Genomic DNA, 23,008 nt, shown 5'->3' with positions numbered 1-23,008 from the left:
CGCTTGCGGCACGTGGCAGTCGGCAAAAGATACGGCGACGGACCCGACACGCGCGATCTTTATCTCGAAGGTCAAACAAACGAATCGGGCGATCCAACTAGACCGCGCAACTAAAAAAATACTCATCCTTTACTCCGACCCTCATCGAATTTACAGGTGTTTTAGGCGGAGTTCGCTATTGTCTTGGCCTCCCGCTGAAGCTGGATCGCTTCCGGCGGTTTTCTGGAGGCATTTATGGACGAATTCGAAGTCGGCAAGGAATATTCTCGCGAATATATTCACACGGTGTGCGGCGGAAGCAAGCAGGCCTTTTTGCCGACCAAGCGCGGCAAGGTGGTTGCCGCATGTCTGCGTATGGACCTGAACCCGCAGGCGCCTGACGTGGTCCTGTGCAACAGCGGCGCGGCTGCACGTGCGGCGGGCCGAACACTCGCGAAGCAGACCGGCGCGATACCGGTCTTTATCCGCGCGGAAACCGACCGTTTCCGCTACGTCGGCCAGTACGCGCCCGAACAGTCGTTGACGGCGCCGCTCGAGTGTGAACCGTATGCGCGTAACAGCAGCTTCACGGTAGGTCAGATTTCGCGTGTCATCAAGTTGAAACGGTGCTAAGAGGCGCTTGCAAAGCGCTTGCGTTGCCGGCAGTCGTGCCCGTCACGGTATTTTTTCGCGCGACTGCCGCTTTTTTGCACCGCATTTATACCCGCAGGACTAATCTCGTAACTGTCTTGATCAACCACCGCGGGATTAACCGCCAATCATGGCTCTCTCTCAACCGTCTGAAGTCCCCGATTCCGTACGTTCCTCTGCACGGCCCCTACAACGCAACAACGTCATCCCCTTCCCGCTGTCGCGCGCATTCCTGCCGGTCACCCTGCTTCGAGATTCGGAAGACGAAGCGCGCTCGCAACTCAAATCGCTGCTGCACTCGCCTCTGGGCGTCTACGTCGTCAGCACGGAACTCGTCCGTGACGGTGTGCGCGTACTGTTCTCGATCGCACCCGAAGACCTCGATTTCACCTTGCATACGCTGATCGGATCCGTGCCGCATGCGCTGATCGGGTCGCTCAAGCGGACCAGCCCGTCAAAAGAGGCGCACTGATGTACTCCGGTATCTGGCTGCCGATTGTCACCCCGTTCCGCAATGGCGACGTCGATGTCGAAGGCTTGCAACGCCTCGCTGATTACTACCTGCATACCGAGATCAGCGGTTTCGTCGCGCTCGGTACGACCGGCGAAGCCGCATTACTGTCGGAAAGCGAGCGGATCTCCGTGCTGCAGGCGCTGCTCGATGTGGTCGGTGACCGTTTGCCGGTGCTGGTTGGCGCGGGTGGCTTCGACACACGCGACGTGGTGCGCGAGATCCAGCGCTACGAGCGCTGGAATTGCGCCGGCTACCTGGTGTCGCCGCCCGCGTACCTGTGCCCGGATCAGGCCGGTGTGCAATGGCATTTCGAGCAGGTTGCATGCGCAACCGAGCGCCCGATCGTGCTGTACGACGTGCCGCATCGCACCGGCGTCAAGATTGCGCCGGACACGGTCGACCGGCTGCTTGAGTTCGACAACATCGTCGCGATCAAGGAATGCGTGAAGGACCACTTCGGCACGCTGCGCGATCTGCCGATCAACGTGCTGTGCGGCACCGACGACGCGTTCGTTGAGGCGCTCGACGCCGGCGGCGCGGGCGGCATTCTCGCGAGCGCGCATGTGTGCGCGGACCTGCTGGTCGAAGTGCACGAACTGCATCGCGGCGGCCACGAAGACGACGCGCGGCATCTGTTCGCGAACCTCGTGCCGTTGCTGCGGCTGCTGTTCGCGGCGCCGAACCCAGCGGCGATCAAAGCCATGCTCGCGTTCGATCACCAGCTCACTGACGAAACGCGCATGCCGATCACGCGCGCGTCGGCGCAACTGGTCGAGCGGCTTTCGCAGGCTCGCGACGCGCTGCAGGACTTGCGCGCGGAGACGCTGGGCGCGACGCACTAGCGGACAGCCGCCGCGCCAGCCGTCGCGCAAGTGGCAAGCCAACGGCAAATCGAACAACGAACCACTGAAGTCAGGGACTTCGGGCATCGGTCGAAGTCTGGAGGTATCAATGCAGAAACAACGCGCAGCGGCAGGAAACTCGAATAGAAATCCTTCCCGCGTCGCAACCGTGCAGCGTGGCAGCGGTCCGGGAAGCGTCGTCCTGCGGCGCTTCGATCCGTCACTCGACTCCTACGAGCAATTGACCGCGATGCTGCACCGCGCGTTTGCGAAGCTCGGCATGATGGGACTGAACTGCCTGTGCGTCGGGCAGACGTCGTCCGCCACGCGCAAGCGTGCGCGCTCGGGTGATTGTTTCGTCGCGGTCTGCGGTGGTGAGGTGGTCGGCACGATGACCCTGTATGCGCGCGACGCCGAGTCGCTTTGCGAGCACTATCGCGTCGAGAACGTCGCGACGCTGCGCCAGTTCGGTGTCGAACCGGCGTGGCAAAGCCGCGGCATCGGCAAATCGCTGATCGCGTTCGCCGAGCACTGGGCCGCGACGCGCGGCTACGCGCAGCTCGCGCTCGATACGCCGTATCCGGCCACGCATCTGCTCGACTTCTATCGCAGCCAGGGATTTCGCATGGTCGATGTGATGCGCTTTCCCGATCGCGACTATGACAGCGCGATTCTCAGCAAGCCGCCGGTGGCCGCGCGTACGCTCGCCAGCTGGTCGCGGCGCCTCGAGCTGCCGTGCCCGACGTTTCCGCGTGCAGCATGAGCACCAATGGAACCGGCCGCAATGCGACGCTGATGGTTTACTCGCGACCGCTGATGATGCTGCGCGGCATGTGCAAGGTGATCGCAATTGCCTTTGCGGTCAATCAGGTGCTGACCAGCGCTTTCACGTACGTTGCGCAGCAGATCGATACCACGCTGCCCCATCAGACGGTGTGGCTTTTCAGCTGCATGACCTGCGGTTTGCTCACGCTGTGGCTGCAGGCCGATGCGCGCCGCGCGTTCGCCTTCGCGCGCAAGCAGGGCTTTGTGAAAATCACGGACGGCAAGGAGCGCGCGCTGCAGATCGCCGCGGATTGCCCGAAGCGCTGGCTCGTGATTCTGCATATCGAACTGAATCCGGCCGCGTTTGCCGTGCAGGCCGGCAGCCCGCCGCCTCGGCGTTGAGCAGGCGAGCGCTGGCGCGCTAGCCGCCGGCGCTCGATGGAGCCTGCGATGTCTCGCACCGCCCGGTGCGGTGCTTCCGATCATTGCCGCATGACGTGCAAAGCGTCTATAAAGACACTGTGTCGGTTACCGGCGGTGTCGTCATCATGGACGATCGTGAGCAGCTCGATGCAACGCGACCGCGCCCGGCCGGGGATACGCAGGCCACGCATGCGGACGCGGGCCGCTTTGCGGTTCCCGCATGGGTGCGGCATTTCTTCGTGCGGCCGTGGCAGGCGGCGCTTGCGTGGCTCGAACGGGTCGACCCCGGCGCGCATCGCCGTGTAAAAGGACTGCGGCTCGTCACGGCCTATGGGCTTGCCGCCGCACTCGGTGCGTTGAATGATGTGACGCGCGACGTGCACGAGGGCGCCTTGCTCGCGACGCTCGCCGCCAGCTTCGCGCTCTGGGCGAGCGTGTCCGAAGCGAGTGTCACGCGCGCCGAGTCGAGCCGGGACCTCGCGCTATTGTGTATCGCGACGGGCATCGGCGCGGCGTCCTACGTCGCGCTGCTGCCGCTTCTGACCGGTGTGGGCGGGGTGGGTCCGGAAATCACGCTGGTAAGCGGCGCGTTCTGCGTCGGTTACCTGAAACGGTTCGGCATACTCGGCGGCGGCATTGGCTCGCAGATCTATCTCGGGCAACTCTATGCATATGGCACAAATCTCGTCCCCGCCGATTTGCAAGCGATCGGCGTAGCCGTGCTGATCGCCGCGCTCGGGTCGATTGTGCCGCGCCTGTTGAGCGGACCGGCCGAGCGGCCTGCGCTGCTGGCGGCGCTTTCGCCGGTTCCGGCGGTGCCGGCCGGGTTCGCGCGGCGCTGGCCGCCGGAGTTCGTGATGGGCCTGCAGGCGGCGGTTGGCGCGGCCGTGGTGATCGCGTTGAATCAGCTCATCGGGCTCGAGGAATCCGTGTGGGCGATCACCGCTTGCACGTATGTCGTCGCCGGCTCCGCGAGCGGCACCGCGCAGCGCGTGCGTCGGCGCATTATCGGCACGCTGGTCGGCGTGCCGCTTGGTCTCGCGTGCCTGCCGCTCGCCGAGCATGCGCCGCTCGTCGTGTGGTCACTCGCGGCGCTCGCGATGATCATCTACGCGATGGGATTGCCCGATCGCTATGACATCGCATGCGGCGCATTCGCATTCATCCTGATCGTGACGCTCGCCGCGAACGGCGTTCACTCGGTTTCCTATCTGTTTGCGCGCGCTTGGGAGACGCTGATCGGCGGAGTGCTCGGTCTGGCTGCGGCGCTGCTGATTTTTCCATTGAGGGCGAATCGCGAGCAAAAGTAAAAGAGGCGATGCCACGCCAACTGCGGGGGGAATTAGACGCGGGTGTCCCGATGGCACCGTGTCATAGCCGGAAGGCCGGGTTGGCCGTCAGGACGAAGGCCGCGCTCAAATGGTCGGAGGCGCCGGTTCACGCACCTGGCACATCCTTGGACGCGCCATCCCTACCGGCGAATGTCTGGTCGTAGAGATCCTTGCCATAGCTTGTCTGCAGTGGCTGGCCCGGCATGACCCTGAAGGTGCGCGTGCCGTCATCCCGTCGCTCGGCCCGCAGAAACAGTACCCGTGCCGTCGCTGTTTCGTACAGGTCATGTGCAAATGCATACAGGTGCGTCACGAAGAAAACCCTGATGTGTTTCTCATGCAACGCGCAGACAATCTGGCGCGCGATCTCAGAGCCTTCGCGTTCGTTCGTCGACGCAAATGACTCGTTGAACAGTACCAGTGAGCCCGGCGACATTGCGTCGACCAGTCGGCTCATGCGATTGAGCTCTTCGTCCAGCTTGCCGCTGTTCATCGTGACGTCCTCTTCACGTCTGTAGTGGGTGAAGAGAGCGTTGCAGTGCTCGCCAGCGTACGATTCGGCCGCCACGAACATGCCGCTTTGCATCATAAGTTGTGCGACACCGACGCTTCTCAGGAAGCTGGACTTTCCGCCCTGATTCGCGCCCGTGATAATCGCGACGTCCTTGTCGTCGAGGTTGAGCGTGTTGCCAACCACGGTGTGCTCCATTTCGAGTGCAAGGCACACGTCTGATATTCCGGCGAAGGCCAGGCGGCGTGTGCCGACGGTATATAAGTCCGGGAAGCATAAGGGGACGTCCAGCGTTTTGAGCCGGTCATGCAGTCTGAGACACGCGATGTAAAACGCCAGCTCGGTGCGCAGCATGACAAAAAAATCGTTGAGGTGGTCCATTGACTGCGCAAGCGCGTTGGCGATGAGATTGATGCCCCGACCCTCCAGTTCGGACAGCGCCCGCGCGCCGGCTTCGTCGCGTTCGGGAATCCGGAAACGATAGGCGTGCGATCTCGGGTCCATCAGTTGCCTGACCCAACGTGGCCTTTTGTCGAGCTGCTCCCGAAGCACGTGGCGATGGCCACGGTTCCCTTCCCCCAAGGTGGCGCTGATCAATACCCCCGATTTCAACCGGGCTTCCTTCAGATGATGCTGGATACTGCAAAGGTAGTCGTCACTGAGTTCGGTTTTCACCATCTCAAAGAATCTTTCCAGGCCTGATGAGCGGAACCCGGATGCGTGGGTATCGGCTGTCGCCTTTAGCGTGCGAAGCCGCTCGACGAACATCCCCAGGACCTCGATTGCACCGTGCAGGATCGCGGGAGGATAGTGACCGAAAACACCGTAATAGTGGGTTCGCTTTGCTTCCAGCGTGTCGACCGTGAAGCGGTAGAGTTCCTCCACGACGGCGCGATGTTCAAGACAGTCCTTCAGGATCGCTTGCCGGTAGCATACGGTGTCCGTGTCGTTGTCGCATGCAGCGAGCAACGCTGCATGCGCAATCTTTCGCAAGAACCCGTCGTTTGCCGCCATGCTGTCAAGCAACGTGTCAAGCGCCAGATCCTGAACCAGGTCGTCGGCGTGCGCGGCGATTTCGCGGTCCGGATCGAAGTCGCGATCAGGATGCATCAGCAGAGCTTTCATGGCTTGATGCGTTCCTTCACGCAGTCGTAGGTCAAGCGATATTTCCGCGCGATCGCCAGCGCATAAGCGAGGTCGTCAGCTGGCCGCCGCTCCAGTTTGTAGGTTCGCACGGTCGGATCATCCGGATCAACGCTGCCGACCATGCTGACGGTTCTCCCGGACAGCGAAGCCAGTTCGGTCAGGAAGGTGACACATACCCCGAGCGCGCCGAGCCCGCAAAGTTGGGTCATCACCTTCGTGCTGAGGAAGAGCGCGTCGCTAACCGTCGTTGAAGAAAAAATCTCATTGAGAATGACGATGCTGGCGGGTGTCGCATTGTCGAGTATGTGCCGGATTCGAACCAGATCGTCTTGCAGTTTGCCCCGCAGGTTCGCGATGGCTTCTTCCCGTTCGAATTGCGTGAAGATGCGGTCGTACAGAAACAGATGCGCTTGCGATCCCGGCACTGGACAGCCAAGACTCGCCAGGTAGTGCAATTGTCCGAAGGTGCGCGCGAACGTGGTTTTGCCGCCCTGGTTCGGACCGGACACCACAAACATGCGTTCGGGCCCAGAGAGATAGAAATCGTTGCACACAACCGGGGCGTTTTCCGCGACAAAACGCGTCGCCAGTGCGAGATCGAAACTCTGACGACTCTCAATGGCCATGGATGTCGCAGAGACGTTCGGGTAACAGAACCTGAGCCCCGCGTGTCGGCAGAAGGCGATGTGCGAGAGATAGGCGATATAGAACTGGACCTCGCGGTCGAACCGTATAGCCCGTTCATCACAAAAGTCGCGATGTCGTGCATGGAAGGCGCTGAGCGCGCCGAAGATGTCGGGATGAAGTCGCGCCACCCTTTCGAGAATCGCTGCTTCCACGTGGTTGAGCGCGTCAGCGTCGCGGTAGACGACCTGATAGTTCTCCGCTTCGCCACGCCGGAATTTCTCGAACGTGACCTCGATCTGGGCGGTGTAGTCAGGCTCGCCGCGATAGTCGCTGACTGTAACCGTGTCGCCCTTGACCAGTACGCAATACCGGACACCCGCCAGACCGGATTTCACGGTCATCACTTCTTCTGCAACGCGTCGGAACCTTGCTGACGCAACATAAGCCCCAAGGTATCCGTGCAAGGCACGCAAACCCCGGGAGCACAGCGCCAGTGCGTCGAGATCCTGATACAGTCGCCCGACACCATCGCAATAGGCGTCAACAGCCGCCAGAAACCACCATTGCCGCTCTTGCACGTATGAACGCTTCCCGGCACGGTCAAGCCGCTCGCGCATGACTCGCATCTGGCGGGAAAAATCCTTGACTGCCCGCATGACGTGTTCGTCTTCGAGATCCCTGAATATTTCCTGACGGTAGATGATTGCATCGGTGTTGTGCAGTGGCGCGTGAAAGATCGGCGTCAGACCGTACTCCTGCCAACTGGCCGTGACGGCCTCCACGATCTGGTCGAGAAGGAGGTCGCTGAAGAAACCGGCGACGTCGTCCGCGGGTTGCGGCGAGGCAGGGTGGGAGGCGGGATACAGGATGCTGTCGAAACATCCCGTCGGGGGTTCCGGTGTCGTCAACACCGATGCAGGAGCAGGTCGTTCGCCCATCAGACACCTCTACAACCAGTCGGGTTGCATAGGCATCATCAGCCGTTGCGGCGGTTCGTCGAGCGGGAGGAATGCCATCTCCTGACAGACACTATACGAAGGCAAAGCAGGTTCGGCAAGCGTGCGAGGCTTCTGTTGGGCCTGATCCGCGTCGGCCGTCAGATTTGCCGCCTGTTTCGCAACGCAAGCGCGACTTCGCCTATTATTTTTATCAGGGAGATCGCATCGCACAGACAAGCGCCGCATGTTTGCGGATGATGATGCCTGTGGACTCCTGAACGCAACGCACGGCACCGGCTGCGCAGGAATTGCGGTGCCCGCCGGGACGGCGCAGCAAGCCACCAGGACAAGTGCCGATGATCTGGAATACTGAGGCGTCCTGTTATCCTTTTCGACGCTCCCCGCCGAAGCTGTCAGGTTGCTGCAACAAGGTCGGATAGCGGGCGCGATCGGGGTCACACGTGGTCGGATAGCTGCTGATGACGCTGGCGGGCGTCGCGTCATGGCACTGGCGGAATGCCCGCTGAGGAGCACGCTCATGGACGGTTATCAGATCACCTTTTTCACCCAGCAGGATCGTCGTCACCACGGCAAGCCCGTTGGCGACTGGCTGGTCCGTCTCGCACGCGAAATGGGGCTGTGCGGCGCGACGTTGATTGCCGGAGCCGAGGGCATCGGGCATCACCATCGCATCCATTCGGCGCGATTCTTCGAACTGGCGGATCAACCTCTGTCGGTCGTCATGGCGGTGAGCGCCGAAGAAGCGGATCGGCTCTTCGAACGGCTACGCGCGGAGGGCGTGCATCTCTTCTATGTGAAGATTCCGGTCGAGTACGGGGTGCTAGGCGAACAGAGAACGTAATCCGCATATGCCTGAGACCGCGCCGGTGCGCGTTTGCACTGGCACGAATTCGCCCTATACTGCCATTCACGTAGCAGGGAGATGGCATTCTCCTTCAACCGCCTCAGGGCTGATGATGCCTGCGAGTTTCCGCCCGTTCATAGGCGCGGAGTGAGCAGGCCATCGGCAAGCGCGGTGCGCTTCCGCTGGCCCAATATGCGGGTATCGCGGAGTGCATATGACGGCCATATCCCCTCTTTTGCCTTTCCCCCATCGATCGACCATTGTCGTCGTCCTGCCGCTGACGCGCGCGGTTGCGCCGTGGCGATGCGCGGAGAATGATCGGCTTCCTGCGGGCGGGAGGCGGACATGAAAGATGTCTGGATGCTTGCGGCGCTGTGGCTGGGCCTGGCGCTGACTGCAACGCTTCTATCGATCTGGTTTCGCGTTGCGACCGCCTTGTCCGAGATCGTGGTGGGCACGGTCGCGCAACTCGCCATCGGCGCGCTTGTGGGAGGCGCGGCCTTGGGTACGAACGCATCCTGGATACAGTTTCTGGCCGGCACGGGCGCGATCGTATTGACCTTCCTCGCGGGGGCCGAACTCGATCCGGTCGTGTTCCGCACGCAATGGAAACAGGCGTCGGCTGTGGGGTTGATCGGGTTCCTCGCGCCGTTTCTTGGTTGCGCGGCCGTGGCCCGCTATGTACTCGACTGGAGCGGCCCTTCGAGCTGGCTCGCCGGCGTCGCCCTTTCCACGACATCGGTTGCAGTCGTGTACGCAGTCATGCTGGAGTTCGGGCTAAACAAAACCGGGTATGGCAAAACGGTGCTGGCGGCGTGCTTCGTCAATGATCTGGGTACCGTTCTTGCTCTCGGTTTCATCTTCTCCCCGTTCACCCTCAGAACCCTGATTTTCTTCGGCGTGGCGCTGGTTGCCTTTGCCGTGCTTCCATGGCTCACCCCGCGCTTCTTTGCGCGGTACGGCAACCGCCCGTCCGAGCTGGAGGCCAAATACCTGCTGCTGGTGCTGTTCGGTCTTGGTGCGCTCGCAACGTGGGCCGGCAGCGAAGCGGTGTTGCCCGCGTATGTGGTCGGGATGGTATTGGCGGGAACCGTCGGCAAGGATCACGTGCTGATCCGGCGCTTGCGCACGCTGACCTTCGGGCTGCTCACGCCGTTTTACTTCATCCGCGCCGGCTCGTTCGTGTCCGTGCCGGCGCTTGTCGCGCTCCCATTGCCTTTCGTCATCCTGCTGGTTGCGAAGATGGTGACGAAGTTTTGCGGCGTCTTCCCCGTCACGAAGTTCTACCGATCCCCGCACCCCGAGTCGATGTACACGACGCTGCTCATGTCGACGGGCCTGACCTTCGGCAGCATCTCGGCGCTGTTCGGACTGTCGCACGGCATCATCACGCAGACTCAGTACTCTTATCTCATTGCCACCGTCATCGGTAGCGCCGTCGTGCCGACGCTCATCGCCAATGCGTTCTTCCTTCCGTGGCATCTGGTGCCGCGCGAATCGTCGGTGCGACAGGGAAAGCGCGTGAGGCCGGAAGTCGCCGTCGACGAACCGGACTGAAAGGACGGCATCATGTTCCACACAATCCTGATTGCTTACGATGGTTCGAACGCGGCCGACAAGGCTTTCGATTACGCCCTGGACCTGGCCCATCAATACGGGGCGAATCTGCATGTTCTATCGGTCGAACGGCCGCCTGAAATCGCTGAAGATATCGAAACCGAAGCGTTGCTCGAACAGGCTGAAGCGTTCTTCGAGAAGCATTTCTCCGAACTGCGAGAACGGGTTGGCGCAGCGGGCGTCGTTGCCCATTTCAACGTGCGCGTCGGGCACCCTGCGGAACAGATCGTCCTTGGCGCGGAAGAACTGAGGGCCGATCTGATTGTCACGGGCCATCGTGGGCGTGGCGTTTTTCATCGCTGGCTGCTGGGCTCGGTGTCGCGGCTCGTCATCGCGTATGCACACTGTCCGGTGATGGTCGTGCGTTGAACGAATTTGACGTCCACTCTGAATGAGTACACAGGCGCTCGATCCGCGGGCGCGCATCGGAACAACAGGGGCTGCGTTCGCCGTCACGCAATACCATGTTGATTCGCGCAAACCTTTCTCTTTGCCTGCGTATCAACCGTCTGCCGCGTGCCGCGTTATGCCGGCGTAATAAAACGTAACCGACAGATGGGCCGGCACACGCGGTCACGCGCGCTGCTGTAACTGAACTGTCATCGAGTCACCCAAGAATGGCGGGCGATTTCAATTCAGCCGACTTTCAATTCGCCGTCTTTCTCTGTGCCATTAAAAGCAAAAATGAAAAAAACCATCGTGGTTCTGGGTGTCTTCGCGTTATTCGAGCAAAGCCAGGCATGGGCGGCATCGCCGCCCGCGGCTTTCGATGTGCAAGGCGGACAAACACAAACGGCAGGACAAACCCTCGGCAACAGCCTTACGGGTACTGTTGAAGCAGGCGGTGCGCTCGATGTGTCGGGCGGCACGACCGCGATTGCCGTGACCGGCAACGCGACGATCGTCAACAACGGCACGATCGACGCCGACACCGGCCGTGCGATTCGCGACAACACCGGTGGCCTGACGCTTACGGTCACCAACAACGCAGGCGCGACGATCTTCACGAACGACTCCGACGTGATTCAGATGAACAAGTCGGACAGTAATATCGTCTTCAACAATTACGGCACGCTGAACTCGAACAATGCGTCGGCGGGCGGTTCGCAAGCGATCGACTTCAACGCGATCACAACCGGCAGCAATGTGCTGCACAATTTCGCCAGCGGACAGATTCTCGCCACCGAAGCCGATGCGGTGCGTCCCGGCGTGAACGGTTTCGTGTTCAACGACGGCGTGATCAAGTCGACGAACAATGCGGCCACCCTTGGTGACAGTTCGGATGGCGTCGATCTGCAGGCCAACAGCGGCGTGACCGTTGTCAATGCAACGACCGGCACCGCGACCCAGGCGGGCACCGGTTCGATCATCGGCGCACGGCACGGCATCACCGGCGGCGCCGCGACCGCAACCGACACGTTCACGCTGAACGTCACGAACAATCTCGGCGGGCTGATCCAGGGTAACGACGGCTCGGGGATCAATATCGATGGGTTCAACGCGAACGAAGTCGTGACGATCGTCAACCATGGGACGATCATCGGCAACGGTATCGACGGCGATGGTGACGGTGTCGACGTCGACGGTCTCGTCAACCTGACGAATACCGGCACGATCGTGTCGACCCGGGCGTTCAACGACGCCAGCGAAGGCGTGACGGTGGGCGGCGGCACGATCGTCAACTCGGGGCGCATCGAGGGCGACAACGTGAACGGCGGCATCGGCCGCGGCATCACCCTCGCCGGCCTCGACAAAGACCCCGACACGGGCGACGCGATTCCGACCGAAGGCATTTTCGCCAATACGACGGTCGTCAACAGCGGCCTGATTCGCGGGCAAACGGACTCGGCGATTGCGGTGACCGGTGCCCGCAACAACTTCACCGTGACCATCGAGAACCTCGTCGGCGGCGTGCTCGAAGGCGGCGGCCCGACGGCCGCGGCGGTGTTCACCGGCGCGAACGATGCGACGGTGATCGATTATGGCGCGATCATCGCGGACCAGAGCGGCAAGGCGGTCGATCTCGGCAGCGGCAACAGCAGCCTGCAGATTCTCGGCGGCTCGGCGTCGATTCAGGGCGACATCTCCGGCGGCGCCGGCACCAGCTCGCTGACGATCGCGCCGGGCGCGGGTCAGGCGTTCGCCTACGACGGCGCGATCAGCAACTTCGCAACCGTCGAGATCGGCGCGGGTAACGTGACGCTGAACGGTGTCAGCAGCTATACGGGCACGACGACGATCGACGCGGGTGGCACGCTCGCGGTGGGCGATGCCGCGCATCGCGGCGCGACGATCGGCAGCGGTCTCACCGAGGTCTCGGCTGGCGCGACGCTGGGCGGGTACGGCACCGCGCTCGGCTCGGTGAACAACGCAGGCAGGATCGTCGTGGCCGCCGCGCTGCCGGGTTTCGCTGGCATGGGGCCGGGCACGTTCACGATCGACGGTAACTACACCGGCACGAACGGGCTGTTGCTGATGAACGAGCAGGTCAACGCCGGCGGGATTGCGTCGCATCTTGTGATTGGCGGTAATGCGGGCGGCACGACCAATGTGCACGTCGCGGTCACGCGCAACGGCGTGCAGACGAACGGCGACGGCATCGAGCTGGTGCAGGTGAACGGCACGTCGGCGGCCAATAGCTTCAGGCTGTCGGCGCCGGTGCAAAGCGGCGCGTATCAATATCTGCTGTACAAGGGCGGAGCAGCAGGCGCGAACAACTGGTATTTGCGCACGACACTCGAAGATGGCGATACCGCCGCTAATGCCGCCGCCACCGCGCAGGCGCAAGGCGTGGCGACGGACTTCGCCGAAGCAGCGCCGGGTGGCGCGGCTGCGTCGAACGCGCCGGTTGCGTATCGTCCCGGCGTGGTCGGCTATTCGATGACGCCGCTTTTGAATGCCGACTACGGCTTTACCCTGCTGGGTCAGCTGCAGGACCGTGTTGGCGATATCGCGAACGTCGAGAACCGCACGCCGGTGAATCAGAATCAGCGTAACGGTATCTGGGCGCGAATCGGCGGCGACAATGTCGATGCGAACAGCTCCGGGCGTTTCTCGGCTGACGAGCGCACCTTCTTCGCGCAGTTCGGCAAGGACTGGACACTCGCGCGCGGCGCGCAGGGCGGCAGCACGCATGCGGGCGTGACGGTTTCGTTCGGTTCGTCGTCGGCGACCTTCGAAGACAGCGCGCGCAGCATCAATCCGAGCCTGACGAACAACACGGGTTCAGTCGAAACGCAGGCGCAATCGATCGGTGGCTACTGGACGAAGTATCTGGCGGATGGCACCTACTTCGACGGCGTCGGCCAGTTCACGCACTACCGCAACAAATACGGCGACGTGTTCGGCGACGGCGCCACGCAGAACGGATTCGGCGCCGGTGCATCGGGCGAAGTCGGCAAGCCGTTCGCGATCGGGTCGACGCCGATTGCAATCGAGCCTCAGGCGCAACTGCTCTATCAGTACCTGCATCTGAACGGCTTTTCCGATAGTGTGTCCGATGTCTCGTCCAACACGACCAACGCGCTGCGCGGCCGCATCGGCTTCCGGGTGTTCGACGCGAACCTGTCGAACGATGCGAAGACGGGCAGCGCGACGCCGTACTTCTCCGCGAATATCCTGCACGACTTCCTGTCGCCGGGCACGACCACCGTTGGCGCGACGCCGTTCGACGATCATCTGTCAAAGACGTGGTACGAGCTCGGCCTCGGCGTATCGGCGACGATGGGCAACGCGTCGATGCTGTACGCGAACGTCAGCTATGCGCATAACATCGGCGGCGAGTATCGTCGGCAGATTTTCGGCCAGGTGGGATATCGCTATAGCTGGTAAGCGGGTTTGACCTGAATGTATGTCGAGCAACTTTTGTTCAGTGGACGCATCATACGGGTCAACTACGCATGCGGTGGCGTCGCGACGGAGGCTCGCTGAAAGAGTGTGCCCTGGTCGGTCACGAGGCCGCTGCTGGAGGCCAGATGAAAGGGAAGGTCGTCTTCGTTGCGGTCGTGCTTGCGGCCGCCGCCGGATTGTCGCAGGCATGGGAGCCCGTCATCGATCCCGTGAGCGCGCCGCCGTCGCAGTCCGCCGATGCGATCCAGATTAAACGCGGCGCGCGCGTTGCCGCACTCGGCGACTGCATCGTCTGCCATACTGCCGCGCACGGCAAGCCCTACGCGGGCGGCCGCCCGCTCGAGACGCCGTTCGGCACGATCTACAGCACCAACGTCACGCCGGACATGCAAACCGGTATTGGCGACTGGTCGCTCGATGCGTTCAGGCGCGCGATGCGCGACGGTGTCTCGCGCGACGGGCACCTGTTGTATCCGGCATTCCCGTATCCGCATTTCACGCGGATGACCAACGGGGACATCGCAGACCTGTACGCATTCATGATGTCGCGCGCGCCGGTGCACGCGACGGCGCCGCCGAACCGCCTGGTGTTCCCGTTGAATTTCCGGCCGCTAATCGCGGGCTGGAACATGCTGTATCTGACGCGTGGGCCCGGGCGGGCCGTGGCGGCGCCGGCAATGGCGCCAAGCGCCGCATCGGCCGCGCTTGGCGATGCCGCCGCCGCTGCCGGCGGCGCGGCGAGCGCCGACAGCGCCTATGCGGTGCAATGGCAACTGGGCCGCTACCTGGTGGACGGCGTCGCGCATTGTGGTGCATGCCACACGCCGCTCAACACGCTCGGCGCGGAAAAGCGCGATGCCCCGTTCGCCGGCGGCACGCTCGAAGGTTGGGACGCGCCCGCATTGACCAAGCTGTCGCAGGCGCCGACGCCGTGGACGCACGCGCAACTCGTCGCCTATCTGCGCACTGGTTTCGCCAGCGAGCACGGCGCGGCGGCCGGACCGATGCTGCCGGTCACGCAGTCGCTTGCGAAGGCGCCGCCAGACGATGTCGACGCAATCGCGACATACCTGATGTCGCTGCAAACGCCTGCGTCCACACCGACGGTCAACGCTTCGATGGCAACTTCAGCAGCAACATCGACGGCCATATCGACCAACCCGCAGCCCGCCGATCTCGATCAACTCGCGCCACCCGCGGCGCTTGCGACCGGCGCGACGCTGTTCAATGCCGCCTGCGCTTCGTGCCACAGCATCGTCGCGCCGATGTCGACGCACGGTGACCGTCCGTCGCTCGCGCAGGGCACCGCGGTGAACGCGGACAGTCCGCGCAACGCGGTGCGCATGATGCTGGGCGGCATCGACTGGCACGGCAGCGCTGCCGCGCATTTCATGCCGCCGTTCGCGCAAACCTTCACCGACGCGCAGATCGCCGATCTCGCGAACTACACGCGTGCGCGCTTTAGCGCGCATGGGCCGTGGCCGGGGCTCGACGCCGCGGTCGTCGCGCGCATTCGAAAGGAGACCGCAGAACCATGATTACGCTGACCGTCAATCAGGTGCGCCATACCGTCGATGTCGATCCGTCGACGCCGCTGCTCTATGTGCTGCGCAACCAGTTGCAACTGAATGGCGCGAAGTTCGGCTGCGGTCTGGGACAGTGCGGTGCTTGCACGGTGATCGTCGGTGATGAGCCGGTGTTCTCGTGCCTGCTGCCGGTCGCCGCGTGCGGCGAGCGCGCGGTGCGCACGATCGAGGGGCTCGGCAGTCTCGAGCATCCGGGGCCGCTGCAGCGCGCGTTTATCGAGCAGCAGGCCGCGCAGTGCGGCTACTGCATCGCCGGGATGGTCATGCGCGCGCAGGCCTTGCTCGAGCGCGTGAGCGCACCGACCGACGAACAGATTCGCCAGCATCTGCAGCCGAATCTGTGCCGCTGCGGCACGCATATGCGGATTGTCGCGGCGATCCGGCAAGCGGCATCCGATGCGAGCGCGCAGCGCGCGGCTGCGGGAGTGCAATCATGAACGACGGCGGATTGGACCGCGTAAAGATACCGGATGCGAGGCCGGATGCGAGGCCGGACGCGACACCCGATGCGGCGCCGGTTGCGCTGCGCCGCTCGCAGGACGCGCCGCGTGACACGGTGCCCGATGCCGGCCGTCGCCGCTTCCTGACGGCGGGCGCGCTAGTCGTCAGCTTCACGCTGCTGCCGCGGCCGCGCGACGCCTTTGCGCAGAACACGACCACGACCGAAGCGGGGACCTTCACCGCGACCGCCCCGCAACTGCCAGGCAGCCTGAAGACGACGCCGGAACTCGACGCATGGATTCGCATCGACCCCGCGGGCAAAGTGACGGTATGCACCGGCAAGGCGGAACTCGGCACCGGCATTCGCACCGCGTTTCTGCAACTCGCGGCCGAACAGCTCGATATCGAGCCGCACGCCGTCACGCTGATCACCGCCGACACCGGCGAAACGCCGAACGAAGGTTACACGGCCGGCAGCCATTCGGTCGCCGATAGCGGCACGGCGATTTTCAATGCCGCCGCGCAGGTGCGCGCGCTGCTGCTGCAAAGCGCCGCCGCGCAACTGCATGTCGATGCGGCGACGCTCACCACGCAAGGCGGCGAGATCGTCGCAGCGGACGGCCGCCGTCTGTCGTACGGCGACGCGGTACGCGGCACCAACCTGCACCGCGCCGCGCAGCCTGGCGTACCGCTGAAGCCGCCCGCGCAGTTTCGCGTCGTGGGCCGCACGCTGCAGCGCGTGGACATTCCGGGCAAGGTGACCGGCGGCGAGAGCTATATCCAGGATATGCGGCTGCCTGGCATGGTGCACGCACGCGTCGTGCGCCCGCCCGCGTATGGCGCGACGCTCGCGTCGGTCGACGGCGCGCGCATCGAGCGATTGCCGGGCGTATTGAAGGTCGTGCGCGACGGCAGCTATCTGGCGGTGGTCGCCGACGACGAATGGCGCGCGATCGTCGCGATGCGCGAGCTGATGGCTGCCGCGCAATGGCACGCGGGTCCACCGCTGCCGGATCCGGCGACGATCCACGAAACGCTGATGAAGCTGCCCGCGCAAGAAATCAAGGTCGCCGATCAGACCGGCGATGCCGCGCCCGCTGCGCGCACGCTCGAGGTGCGCTACAGCAAGCCGTATATGACGCACGGGTCGATTGGCCCGTCGTGCGCACTGGCGCGTTTCGACCATGGCTCGCTGACCGTGTGGTCGCATACGCAAGGCGTCTTTCCGTTGCGCGCGGGGATCGCGGAGATGCTGTCCTTGCGGAAGGACCAGGTGCGCTGCATTCACGTCGAAGGCTCCGGCTGCTACGGTCACAATGGCGCGGACGACGTCGCCGGCGATGCCGCGCTGATCGCGCGTGCGTTGCCCGGCCGCACGATACGCGTGCAGCTTATGCGCGAGCAGGAACACACCTGGGAGCCGTTCGGCCCGGCGATGACGACGCATGCCACCGTCTCGCTCGATGCGAACGGCACGATCGTCGACTGGCGCTATGAGCTATGGAGCAACACGCACAATAACCGGATCGAAAACGCAGGCCGCCTGTTGTCGGCGCAGTTGCTCGCGCAACCGTTTACACCGGCGCCGCCCAAGCCGATTCCGATGCCCGAAGGCGGCGGAGATCGCAACAGCATTCCGCTGTATCGCGTGCCGAACATGCATGTGCAGCACCATTTCATTCCAGACATGCCGATTCGCGTGTCGGCGATGCGCTCGCTGGGCGCACATATGAACATCTTCGCGATCGAGAGCCTGATGGATGAGCTCGCGCTTGCCGCGCAGGCCGATCCGGTCGAGTTCCGTCTCAAGCATCTCGACGATCCGCGCGCACGCGATGTGATCCAGCTCGCCGCGCAGCGCTTTGGCTGGCAAAAGCGTGTGCCGCGCGCGGCGGCGGCACGTGCGGGCGTGGGCGGCCAATCGCGCGGCGTCGGTTTCGCGTTTGCGAAGTACAAGAATCTGATGGCGTATTGCGCGATTGCGATCGAGATCACCGTCGACCACGATACCGGCCGCGTCGATATCGAACGCGCGGTCGCGGCCGTCGACTGCGGGCAGATCGTGAATCCGGACGGCGTGCGCAATCAGGTCGAAGGCGGCATTCTGCAGACGAGCAGCTGGACGCTCTACGAAGCGACCACGTTCGACACGCGACGCATCACGAGCTTCGACTGGAGCGCGTATCCGATCATGCGCTTTTCGTCGGTGCCCAAACGCGTCGACGTGCATCTGATCGACCGGCCGGGGCTGCCGTTTCTCGGTGTCGGCGAAGCGGCACAGGGACCGGCTGCCGCGGTGCTCGCCAATGCGATCGCCGATGCAACCGGGGCGCGGATACGCGATATGCCGCTGGCGGGAGAACGCCTGAAAGCGGCGTTGGCCTGAACGTGGTGGGTTAGCAGCGCGCGCATTGGCCGCGCGCGCCGCACGAAGGATGGCTTACACCGGCCGTACGCTTTTCAACGGCCGTGCGGAGCCGGGCCGGTTCGCGACGAACCCGGGTTCACGCCAGTTCGGTTCGATGCCCATGAACTTGTCGAAGTACGCGATCGCGAGCCCCGGCTCCTCGACGATGTTCTCGCGAAACGACTGCCATACCGCCGGTTGCGACAGCGCATCCGCCGGTTCCAGCGACAGTCCGCATTCTTCGCGCACGGTGCGCTTCAACATGCCGATGCAGAAGTACGTGAGCATGTAGCCGGCCGGCCACCAGTGTGCGAGATCGTCCGGCGACGGCGGCTGCGCGGCCCGATGCCCGGCCGCATGCGTGACCGGATTCCCCGGCGGGTTTTCGAGCGGGTCTTCGACCGGGTTTTGCACGATCCGTACGGCCTTTTCGTGCAGCAGATCGCGCAGCAGCACGCCATACGCGAACTGGAAAAAGTCACGCGGGTTGCGTTGACGATAGTCGTCGTTATGGGCGACCGCATCGATCCATGCAAAGAAGGCCGCCGTGAACTGGCGGCTGTCGATCTCGAGGCGGATACCGTGACGCGCGCCATACTCGTCGCAGCATTGCTGCAGCAACTGGCGGCATAACGTCAATTTCTGCACGTGCTCCCACGCGCGTGGCGGCTGCACGTGGCTGTTGCGCGGCGCCTGAAACATGCGCGGCTCCTTTGCGGGCAGGCGGGCCCGCGTCCAGCGATCAGCGAATGAGTGAGTCGGTAATCAGTACAGATGCGAAACGATATGGCCGATTTCCGCAGCGAGCGCACTGACCCGGTCATGCTCTTTCAATGCGGTCCGCAATGCCGTTTCGCGCGCGCCGATCACATCGGCGAAAAAGCGCAGCACCGCGTCAGGCTCGGTGACGATGCCGTTCGGACAGGTTTCCTTGCATAGCGACGCGACCGTCAGCATCAGGAACACGTACGTGTTCGGCTCGGTGACGAGCCACCATGGTGCGCTGACGTCGGGCAGCGTATCGAAGCGCGTGCTGCGGACGGGTTGCAGGTCGATCAGCGACGCCGCAAGCTGCGCGCACGGCCGCGCGAGTGCGCTCACCGCAGTCGTGCCGCCCGCGAACGAAGACTGGATCGAAGGTTCGCGGGCGCTCGCCAGCGCGGCGCGCGCATGATCGAGCGCGTGGCTGACGCGATGTTCGAAGATCAGCACGTCGGTTGCGCCGCATTGCATGATCATCCGCTTGGCGGCTGCGTAGTAGGACATCGAGAATTTGCGCTGCGCTTTCGTATCGCCGCTGGATGCGCCGAGATACGTGGTGAGCGACGCAAGCGGCACCGGCGACTTCCAATGGTCCTGCAGCGGCGGCACCGCGTGGCCGGCAAACGATTCGGCGCTTTCGAGCAGATCGTCGGCGAGATGCGCGACCGATTCGAGCGACAGCGGAGAGAGCGAGGGCAGTGGCAACGCGAGCCGCGCGGGCGCCGGATGCGCAGCGTGCGACGCGCCGGACCCTGCGCCGCGCAGCGGGCCCGGCACGTTGCGAGCCGCATAGCGCAACTGCCTCGCGCAGTCTTTCAGCGCGATGCCAAGCTGGCTGATGTCTCGGGAGAGTTGCTGCGGCAGCAGCGATTTCGTCTCCATGGCTGTCTCGATGGTCTGACCCGGATGAATCCGCCGAGCTGACGAAAGCCGGGTAATGCGATCGCGGTGAAGAAGCCTCAAACGTGAAACATTTGAAGTTAAGATAGCACAACTGTTCAGCGTCGATGCCGACTTTTTAATGATAGGAGCCGAGCTTGCCGAAGGCGAATACTTCCGCTGCCAGCGTTGAAACCGACGAGCAGAATCCGAGCCGGCGTTTGCGTTTGCGCGCCGCATGGATGTACTACGTCGAGGAAATGACGCAGAACGAAATCGCGCAGAAGCTTGGGGTCGGACGCGTGACGGTGGTCCGCCTGCTCGCCGCCGCGCGTGAACGCAACGAGGTGAAGATCACGATCGGCGATCGCCTCGCTGAGTGCGTCGAGGCGGAGCGTCTGCTCGAGAGCCGCTTCAATATCAACGAGGCGATCGTCGTGCCGCTGTCCGCGCGCGGCGCCGATGCGACCTTGCCGATCGCGGCGGCGACCGGCGCCTACGTATCGTCGCTGGTGCGCGCGGACATGCGCATCGGTGTGGGTTGGGGTCGTACACTGGTCAGCGCGCTCGGGTTTATCGAGGAGCGCGCGGTCGACCGGCTGTCGATCGTGTCGCTGCTTGGCGGCATTATCAAGGCGCGCAAGTTCAATCCGGCCGAATTTGCATGGCGGCTCGCGACGCTGTTTCAGGCGGATTGCTATCTGATGACCGCGCCGCTGCTCGTCGATAGCGCGGCGACGCGCCAGACGCTGATCGAACGCTGCGGTCTCGCGGATATTTTCGAACTCGCGAAATCGCTCGACGCGGTACTGCTCGGCGCCGCGGGGACCGGTGCGGACCAGACCTCGCATCAATCGAAGTTCATCACGAATGCGGACCGCGCGTCGGTCGTGAAGGCGGGCGCGGTCGGCGACATGCTGTTCAATTTCTTCGACGCGAACGGCAAGCTCGTTGACCACCCGATCAACCAGCGCGTGATGTCGGTGCCGCTCGAGATCATCAAAAAAGTACCGGTGCGGGTGCTGGCGGCCGGCGGCGCAAGCAAGGTTCATGCACTGGCCGGCGCGCTGAAGCTGCTCAAGCCGACGGTGCTGATCACCGACGAATACACCGCGAAAGACGTGCTGAAGCTGTCCGGCGGCGCTTAGGACAACGCCAACACCAACACCAACACTCAAGGCGGAGCGATCCGCTTTCCAGCATGTCGCCGCCGCTGCCGCCGGGGCCCATGCCGCTGCGTCCTTCCTCCGCTGATTCACGCTCCGTTTCTGATCTTTTTTGCACGACATCGCGACCGCGCGTGGCCGCCGTACGCGGGATCAATGCGCGCGCTCTCGTCCGCATCCAGGGGTTAGTCCCGACCAGCGTCACGTCATTTTCCGCATGGACGGCCTTGTCCCTTTCGTGAACAAACTGATAACATAAAATACAAAAGTGCCGAGGCAGGCGTCGAGGCAGGCGTCGAGGACAGTCGTATTTCGCACCCCGTGTTTCGCAGGACCGATCGATCGACTCATCGGAGACATGTTCATGCACAACATCACGCCCAGCGGCCTTGCCGCCGACCTCGAACAACGCGCCGCAAGCGGCCGTCCGATCCGGATCGGGCTGATCGGCAGCGGCGAAATGGGAACGGACATCGTCACCCAGGTGCGCCAGATGCACGGCCTTGCGATCGGCGCGATCGCCGATCTGCGTGTCGATGCCGCCTGCGCGGCGGTGCGGGTCGCGAATGGCGCGGATACGGGCTATCGGCGGGTCGAAACCCCGGGTGCGCTCGCGCAGGCAATCGAAGCCGGCGACATTGCAATCACGCAGGACGCGCAGCTTGTCTGCATGAGCGGCCTGATCGACGTCGTGATCGACGCGACCGGCAAGCCCGCGGTCGGTGCGCAGATCGGCCTTGCCGCGATGGAGCACGGCAAGCATCTGGTGATGATGAACGTCGAAGCGGACGTGACGATCGGCGCGTATCTGCGGGGTGAGGCGCAGCGTCTTGGCGTTGTGTATTCGCTGGGCGCGGGTGATGAGCCCAGCTCGACCATCGAGCTGATCCAGTTCGTCAGCGCGCTCGGCTATCCGGTGGTCGCGGCGGGCAAGGGCAAGAACAATCCGCTCAATATCGACGCGACGCCCGATGCGTATACCGAAGAAGCACAGCGCCGCAATATGAACCCGCGGATGCTCGTCGAGTTCGTCGACGGCTCGAAGACCGCGGTCGAAATGGCCGCGATCGGCAACGCGACCGGGCTGGTGCCCGACGTGCCCGGCATGCACGGCCCGTGCGCGACGCTCGACGAGCTGCACACCGTGCTATGTCCCAAGACGGACGGCGGAATCCTGTCACGCAAAGGCGTCGTCGATTACACGATCGGTAAGGGTGTCGCACCCGGCGTGTTCGTTGTCGCGGAACTTGCGCATCCGCGGCTGCGTGAGCGCATGGAAGACCTGAAACTCGGCAAGGGTCCTTATTACACGTTCTATCGGCCGTATCACCTGACCAGTCTCGAAGTGCCGCTCACCTGCGCGCGTTCGGTGCTGTACGGGCGCGCCGATATGGAGCCGCTGCCGGTGCCGGTCGTCGAAGTGTGCGCGGTCGCGAAGAAGGACCTGCGGCCGGGCGAGCGGCTCGATGCGATCGGCGAATACACGTATCGCGCATGGGCGATGACGGTTGCCGATGCGCGCGCGCAGCAGGCGGTGCCGTGCGGTCTGATCGAGCATGGCTCGGTCACGCAGCCGGTGCGGCGCGGCGAACTGCTCACGTACCGCAATTGCGCGGTGGACGGCGCCTCGGCAATCGTCGCGCTGCGCCGCCGCCAGGACGAAATGGTGCTGGGCGCCGCAGCCGTGCCCGCGTGAACCCGCACAGCCC

General features: G+C 63.6%; 19 protein-coding genes and 2 riboswitches. Of the genes, 15 read left to right on the top strand and 4 right to left on the bottom strand.

The genetic code is table 11. The features are described from left to right. Positions 1-234: 234 nt before the first annotated feature. The 6 genes from HV796_RS21750 (at position 235) to HV796_RS21725 (ending at position 4,484) form a co-directional block, all read left to right on the top strand. Positions 235-612: a DUF6697 family protein gene (locus HV796_RS21750; protein ID WP_175228570.1), complete on the top strand. Its 378-nt coding sequence runs from the start codon at positions 235-237 to the stop codon at positions 610-612. A gap of 148 nt (positions 613-760) precedes the next feature. Continuing rightward, on the top strand, positions 761-1,102 hold the full coding sequence (locus HV796_RS21745; RefSeq protein ID WP_175228569.1) for a hypothetical protein: 342 nt from the start codon (positions 761-763) through the stop codon (positions 1,100-1,102). Further along, on the top strand, positions 1,102-1,986 hold the full coding sequence (locus HV796_RS21740; RefSeq protein ID WP_175228568.1) for a 4-hydroxy-tetrahydrodipicolinate synthase family protein: 885 nt from the start codon (positions 1,102-1,104) through the stop codon (positions 1,984-1,986). The genes HV796_RS21745 and HV796_RS21740 overlap by 1 nt, the downstream gene beginning before the upstream one ends. Before the next feature lie 109 nt (positions 1,987-2,095). Beyond that, positions 2,096-2,749, top strand: coding sequence for a GNAT family N-acetyltransferase (locus tag HV796_RS21735; RefSeq protein ID WP_175228567.1), 654 nt, complete (start codon positions 2,096-2,098; stop codon positions 2,747-2,749). Then, complete coding sequence (locus tag HV796_RS21730) at positions 2,746-3,153, top strand: hypothetical protein (protein WP_246355974.1); 408 nt, start codon at positions 2,746-2,748, stop codon at positions 3,151-3,153. Before HV796_RS21735 ends, HV796_RS21730 begins: the two co-directional genes overlap by 4 nt. Positions 3,154-3,299: 146 nt before the next feature. Next, a complete protein-coding gene (locus tag HV796_RS21725) occupies positions 3,300-4,484 on the top strand; it encodes an FUSC family protein (RefSeq protein ID WP_175228566.1) in 1,185 nt (394 codons plus the stop codon). 127 nt (positions 4,485-4,611) lie between these two features. Here the strand turns inward: HV796_RS21725 and HV796_RS21720 are convergent, their stop codons facing one another. After that, on the bottom strand, positions 4,612-6,030 hold the full coding sequence (locus tag HV796_RS21720; protein WP_217477974.1) for a MutS-related protein: 1,419 nt from the start codon (positions 6,028-6,030) through the stop codon (positions 4,612-4,614). Between the two features lie 107 nt (positions 6,031-6,137). Beyond that, positions 6,138-7,727, bottom strand: a complete 1,590-nt coding sequence (locus tag HV796_RS21715; RefSeq protein WP_175228564.1) for a MutS-related protein — start codon at positions 7,725-7,727, stop codon at positions 6,138-6,140. 22 nt (positions 7,728-7,749) lie between these two features. Then, positions 7,750-7,818: riboswitch (Fluoride riboswitch) on the bottom strand. A 447-nt stretch (positions 7,819-8,265) separates the two neighbouring features. On the opposite strand from HV796_RS21715, the gene HV796_RS21710 reads away from it, so the two are divergent. The 7 genes from HV796_RS21710 to HV796_RS21680 all read left to right on the top strand — a co-directional run bounded on the left by HV796_RS21710 (position 8,266) and on the right by HV796_RS21680 (position 18,471). Next, entirely contained in the window at positions 8,266-8,589 is a 324-nt protein-coding gene (locus HV796_RS21710; protein ID WP_175228563.1) for a DUF190 domain-containing protein, read from the top strand. Positions 8,590-8,657: 68 nt separating this feature from the next. Continuing rightward, positions 8,658-8,718, top strand: a riboswitch (Fluoride riboswitch). 219 nt (positions 8,719-8,937) lie between these two features. After that, positions 8,938-10,149, top strand: coding sequence for a cation:proton antiporter (locus tag HV796_RS21705; protein WP_175228562.1), 1,212 nt, complete (start codon positions 8,938-8,940; stop codon positions 10,147-10,149). A 12-nt stretch (positions 10,150-10,161) separates the two neighbouring features. Then, positions 10,162-10,578: a universal stress protein gene (locus HV796_RS21700; RefSeq protein WP_175228561.1), complete on the top strand. Its 417-nt coding sequence runs from the start codon at positions 10,162-10,164 to the stop codon at positions 10,576-10,578. A 315-nt stretch (positions 10,579-10,893) separates the two neighbouring features. Beyond that, positions 10,894-14,040 carry an autotransporter family protein gene (locus tag HV796_RS21695; RefSeq protein ID WP_175228560.1) on the top strand — a complete coding sequence of 1,049 codons (3,147 nt, stop codon included), beginning with the start codon at positions 10,894-10,896 and terminating at the stop codon, positions 14,038-14,040. Between the two features lie 143 nt (positions 14,041-14,183). After that, positions 14,184-15,596, top strand: coding sequence for a cytochrome c (locus HV796_RS21690; protein ID WP_175228559.1), 1,413 nt, complete (start codon positions 14,184-14,186; stop codon positions 15,594-15,596). Further along, positions 15,593-16,081: a (2Fe-2S)-binding protein gene (locus tag HV796_RS21685; protein WP_175228558.1), complete on the top strand. Its 489-nt coding sequence runs from the start codon at positions 15,593-15,595 to the stop codon at positions 16,079-16,081. The genes HV796_RS21690 and HV796_RS21685 overlap by 4 nt, the downstream gene beginning before the upstream one ends. Beyond that, complete coding sequence (locus HV796_RS21680) at positions 16,078-18,471, top strand: xanthine dehydrogenase family protein molybdopterin-binding subunit (RefSeq protein ID WP_175228557.1); 2,394 nt, start codon at positions 16,078-16,080, stop codon at positions 18,469-18,471. Before HV796_RS21685 ends, HV796_RS21680 begins: the two co-directional genes overlap by 4 nt. A gap of 54 nt (positions 18,472-18,525) precedes the next feature. Here the strand turns inward: HV796_RS21680 and HV796_RS21675 are convergent, their stop codons facing one another. Both HV796_RS21675 and HV796_RS21670 read right to left on the bottom strand, forming a co-directional pair. Continuing rightward, entirely contained in the window at positions 18,526-19,194 is a 669-nt protein-coding gene (locus tag HV796_RS21675) for a hypothetical protein (protein WP_175228556.1), read from the bottom strand. 63 nt (positions 19,195-19,257) lie between these two features. Beyond that, on the bottom strand, positions 19,258-20,136 hold the full coding sequence (locus tag HV796_RS21670) for a hypothetical protein (protein ID WP_175228555.1): 879 nt from the start codon (positions 20,134-20,136) through the stop codon (positions 19,258-19,260). A 155-nt stretch (positions 20,137-20,291) separates the two neighbouring features. Here HV796_RS21670 and HV796_RS21665 point away from each other — a divergent pair, with 155 nt between their 5' ends. Further along, complete coding sequence (locus HV796_RS21665; RefSeq protein WP_217477973.1) at positions 20,292-21,281, top strand: sugar-binding transcriptional regulator; 990 nt, start codon at positions 20,292-20,294, stop codon at positions 21,279-21,281. Between the two features lie 382 nt (positions 21,282-21,663). Continuing rightward, positions 21,664-22,995: an NAD(P)H-dependent oxidoreductase gene (locus HV796_RS21660; protein WP_175228554.1), complete on the top strand. Its 1,332-nt coding sequence runs from the start codon at positions 21,664-21,666 to the stop codon at positions 22,993-22,995. The last annotated feature ends 13 nt before the right edge of the window (positions 22,996-23,008 follow it).

This window comes from Paraburkholderia humisilvae (genome assembly GCF_902859855.1).
GTDB classification, from domain to species: Bacteria; Pseudomonadota; Gammaproteobacteria; order Burkholderiales; family Burkholderiaceae; genus Paraburkholderia; species Paraburkholderia humisilvae.
The sequence above is the reverse complement of the archived record's forward strand: the minus strand, read 5'-3'. Positions and strand labels throughout refer to the sequence as shown.

Excerpts from the sequence above, each read along its gene's own strand:
- HV796_RS21670 (WP_175228555.1), bottom strand. The coding sequence starts at position 20,136 with ATGGAGACGAAATCGCTGCTGCCGCAGCAACTCTCCCGAGACATCAGC.
- HV796_RS21720 (WP_217477974.1), bottom strand. The coding sequence starts at position 6,030 with ATGGCGGCAAACGACGGGTTCTTGCGAAAGATTGCGCATGCAGCGTTG.
- HV796_RS21685 (WP_175228558.1), top strand. The coding sequence starts at position 15,593 with ATGATTACGCTGACCGTCAATCAGGTGCGCCATACCGTCGATGTCGAT.
- HV796_RS21715 (WP_175228564.1), bottom strand. The coding sequence starts at position 7,727 with ATGGGCGAACGACCTGCTCCTGCATCGGTGTTGACGACACCGGAACCC.
- HV796_RS21745 (WP_175228569.1), top strand. The coding sequence starts at position 761 with ATGGCTCTCTCTCAACCGTCTGAAGTCCCCGATTCCGTACGTTCCTCT.
- HV796_RS21680 (WP_175228557.1), top strand. The coding sequence starts at position 16,078 with ATGAACGACGGCGGATTGGACCGCGTAAAGATACCGGATGCGAGGCCG.
- HV796_RS21700 (WP_175228561.1), top strand. The coding sequence starts at position 10,162 with ATGTTCCACACAATCCTGATTGCTTACGATGGTTCGAACGCGGCCGAC.
- HV796_RS21710 (WP_175228563.1), top strand. The coding sequence starts at position 8,266 with ATGGACGGTTATCAGATCACCTTTTTCACCCAGCAGGATCGTCGTCAC.
- HV796_RS21695 (WP_175228560.1), top strand. The coding sequence starts at position 10,894 with ATGAAAAAAACCATCGTGGTTCTGGGTGTCTTCGCGTTATTCGAGCAA.
- HV796_RS21725 (WP_175228566.1), top strand. The coding sequence starts at position 3,300 with ATGGACGATCGTGAGCAGCTCGATGCAACGCGACCGCGCCCGGCCGGG.
- HV796_RS21735 (WP_175228567.1), top strand. The coding sequence starts at position 2,096 with ATGCAGAAACAACGCGCAGCGGCAGGAAACTCGAATAGAAATCCTTCC.
- HV796_RS21690 (WP_175228559.1), top strand. The coding sequence starts at position 14,184 with ATGAAAGGGAAGGTCGTCTTCGTTGCGGTCGTGCTTGCGGCCGCCGCC.
- HV796_RS21705 (WP_175228562.1), top strand. The coding sequence starts at position 8,938 with ATGAAAGATGTCTGGATGCTTGCGGCGCTGTGGCTGGGCCTGGCGCTG.
- HV796_RS21740 (WP_175228568.1), top strand. The coding sequence starts at position 1,102 with ATGTACTCCGGTATCTGGCTGCCGATTGTCACCCCGTTCCGCAATGGC.
- HV796_RS21675 (WP_175228556.1), bottom strand. The coding sequence starts at position 19,194 with ATGTTTCAGGCGCCGCGCAACAGCCACGTGCAGCCGCCACGCGCGTGG.
- HV796_RS21660 (WP_175228554.1), top strand. The coding sequence starts at position 21,664 with ATGCACAACATCACGCCCAGCGGCCTTGCCGCCGACCTCGAACAACGC.
- HV796_RS21730 (WP_246355974.1), top strand. The coding sequence starts at position 2,746 with ATGAGCACCAATGGAACCGGCCGCAATGCGACGCTGATGGTTTACTCG.
- HV796_RS21750 (WP_175228570.1), top strand. The coding sequence starts at position 235 with ATGGACGAATTCGAAGTCGGCAAGGAATATTCTCGCGAATATATTCAC.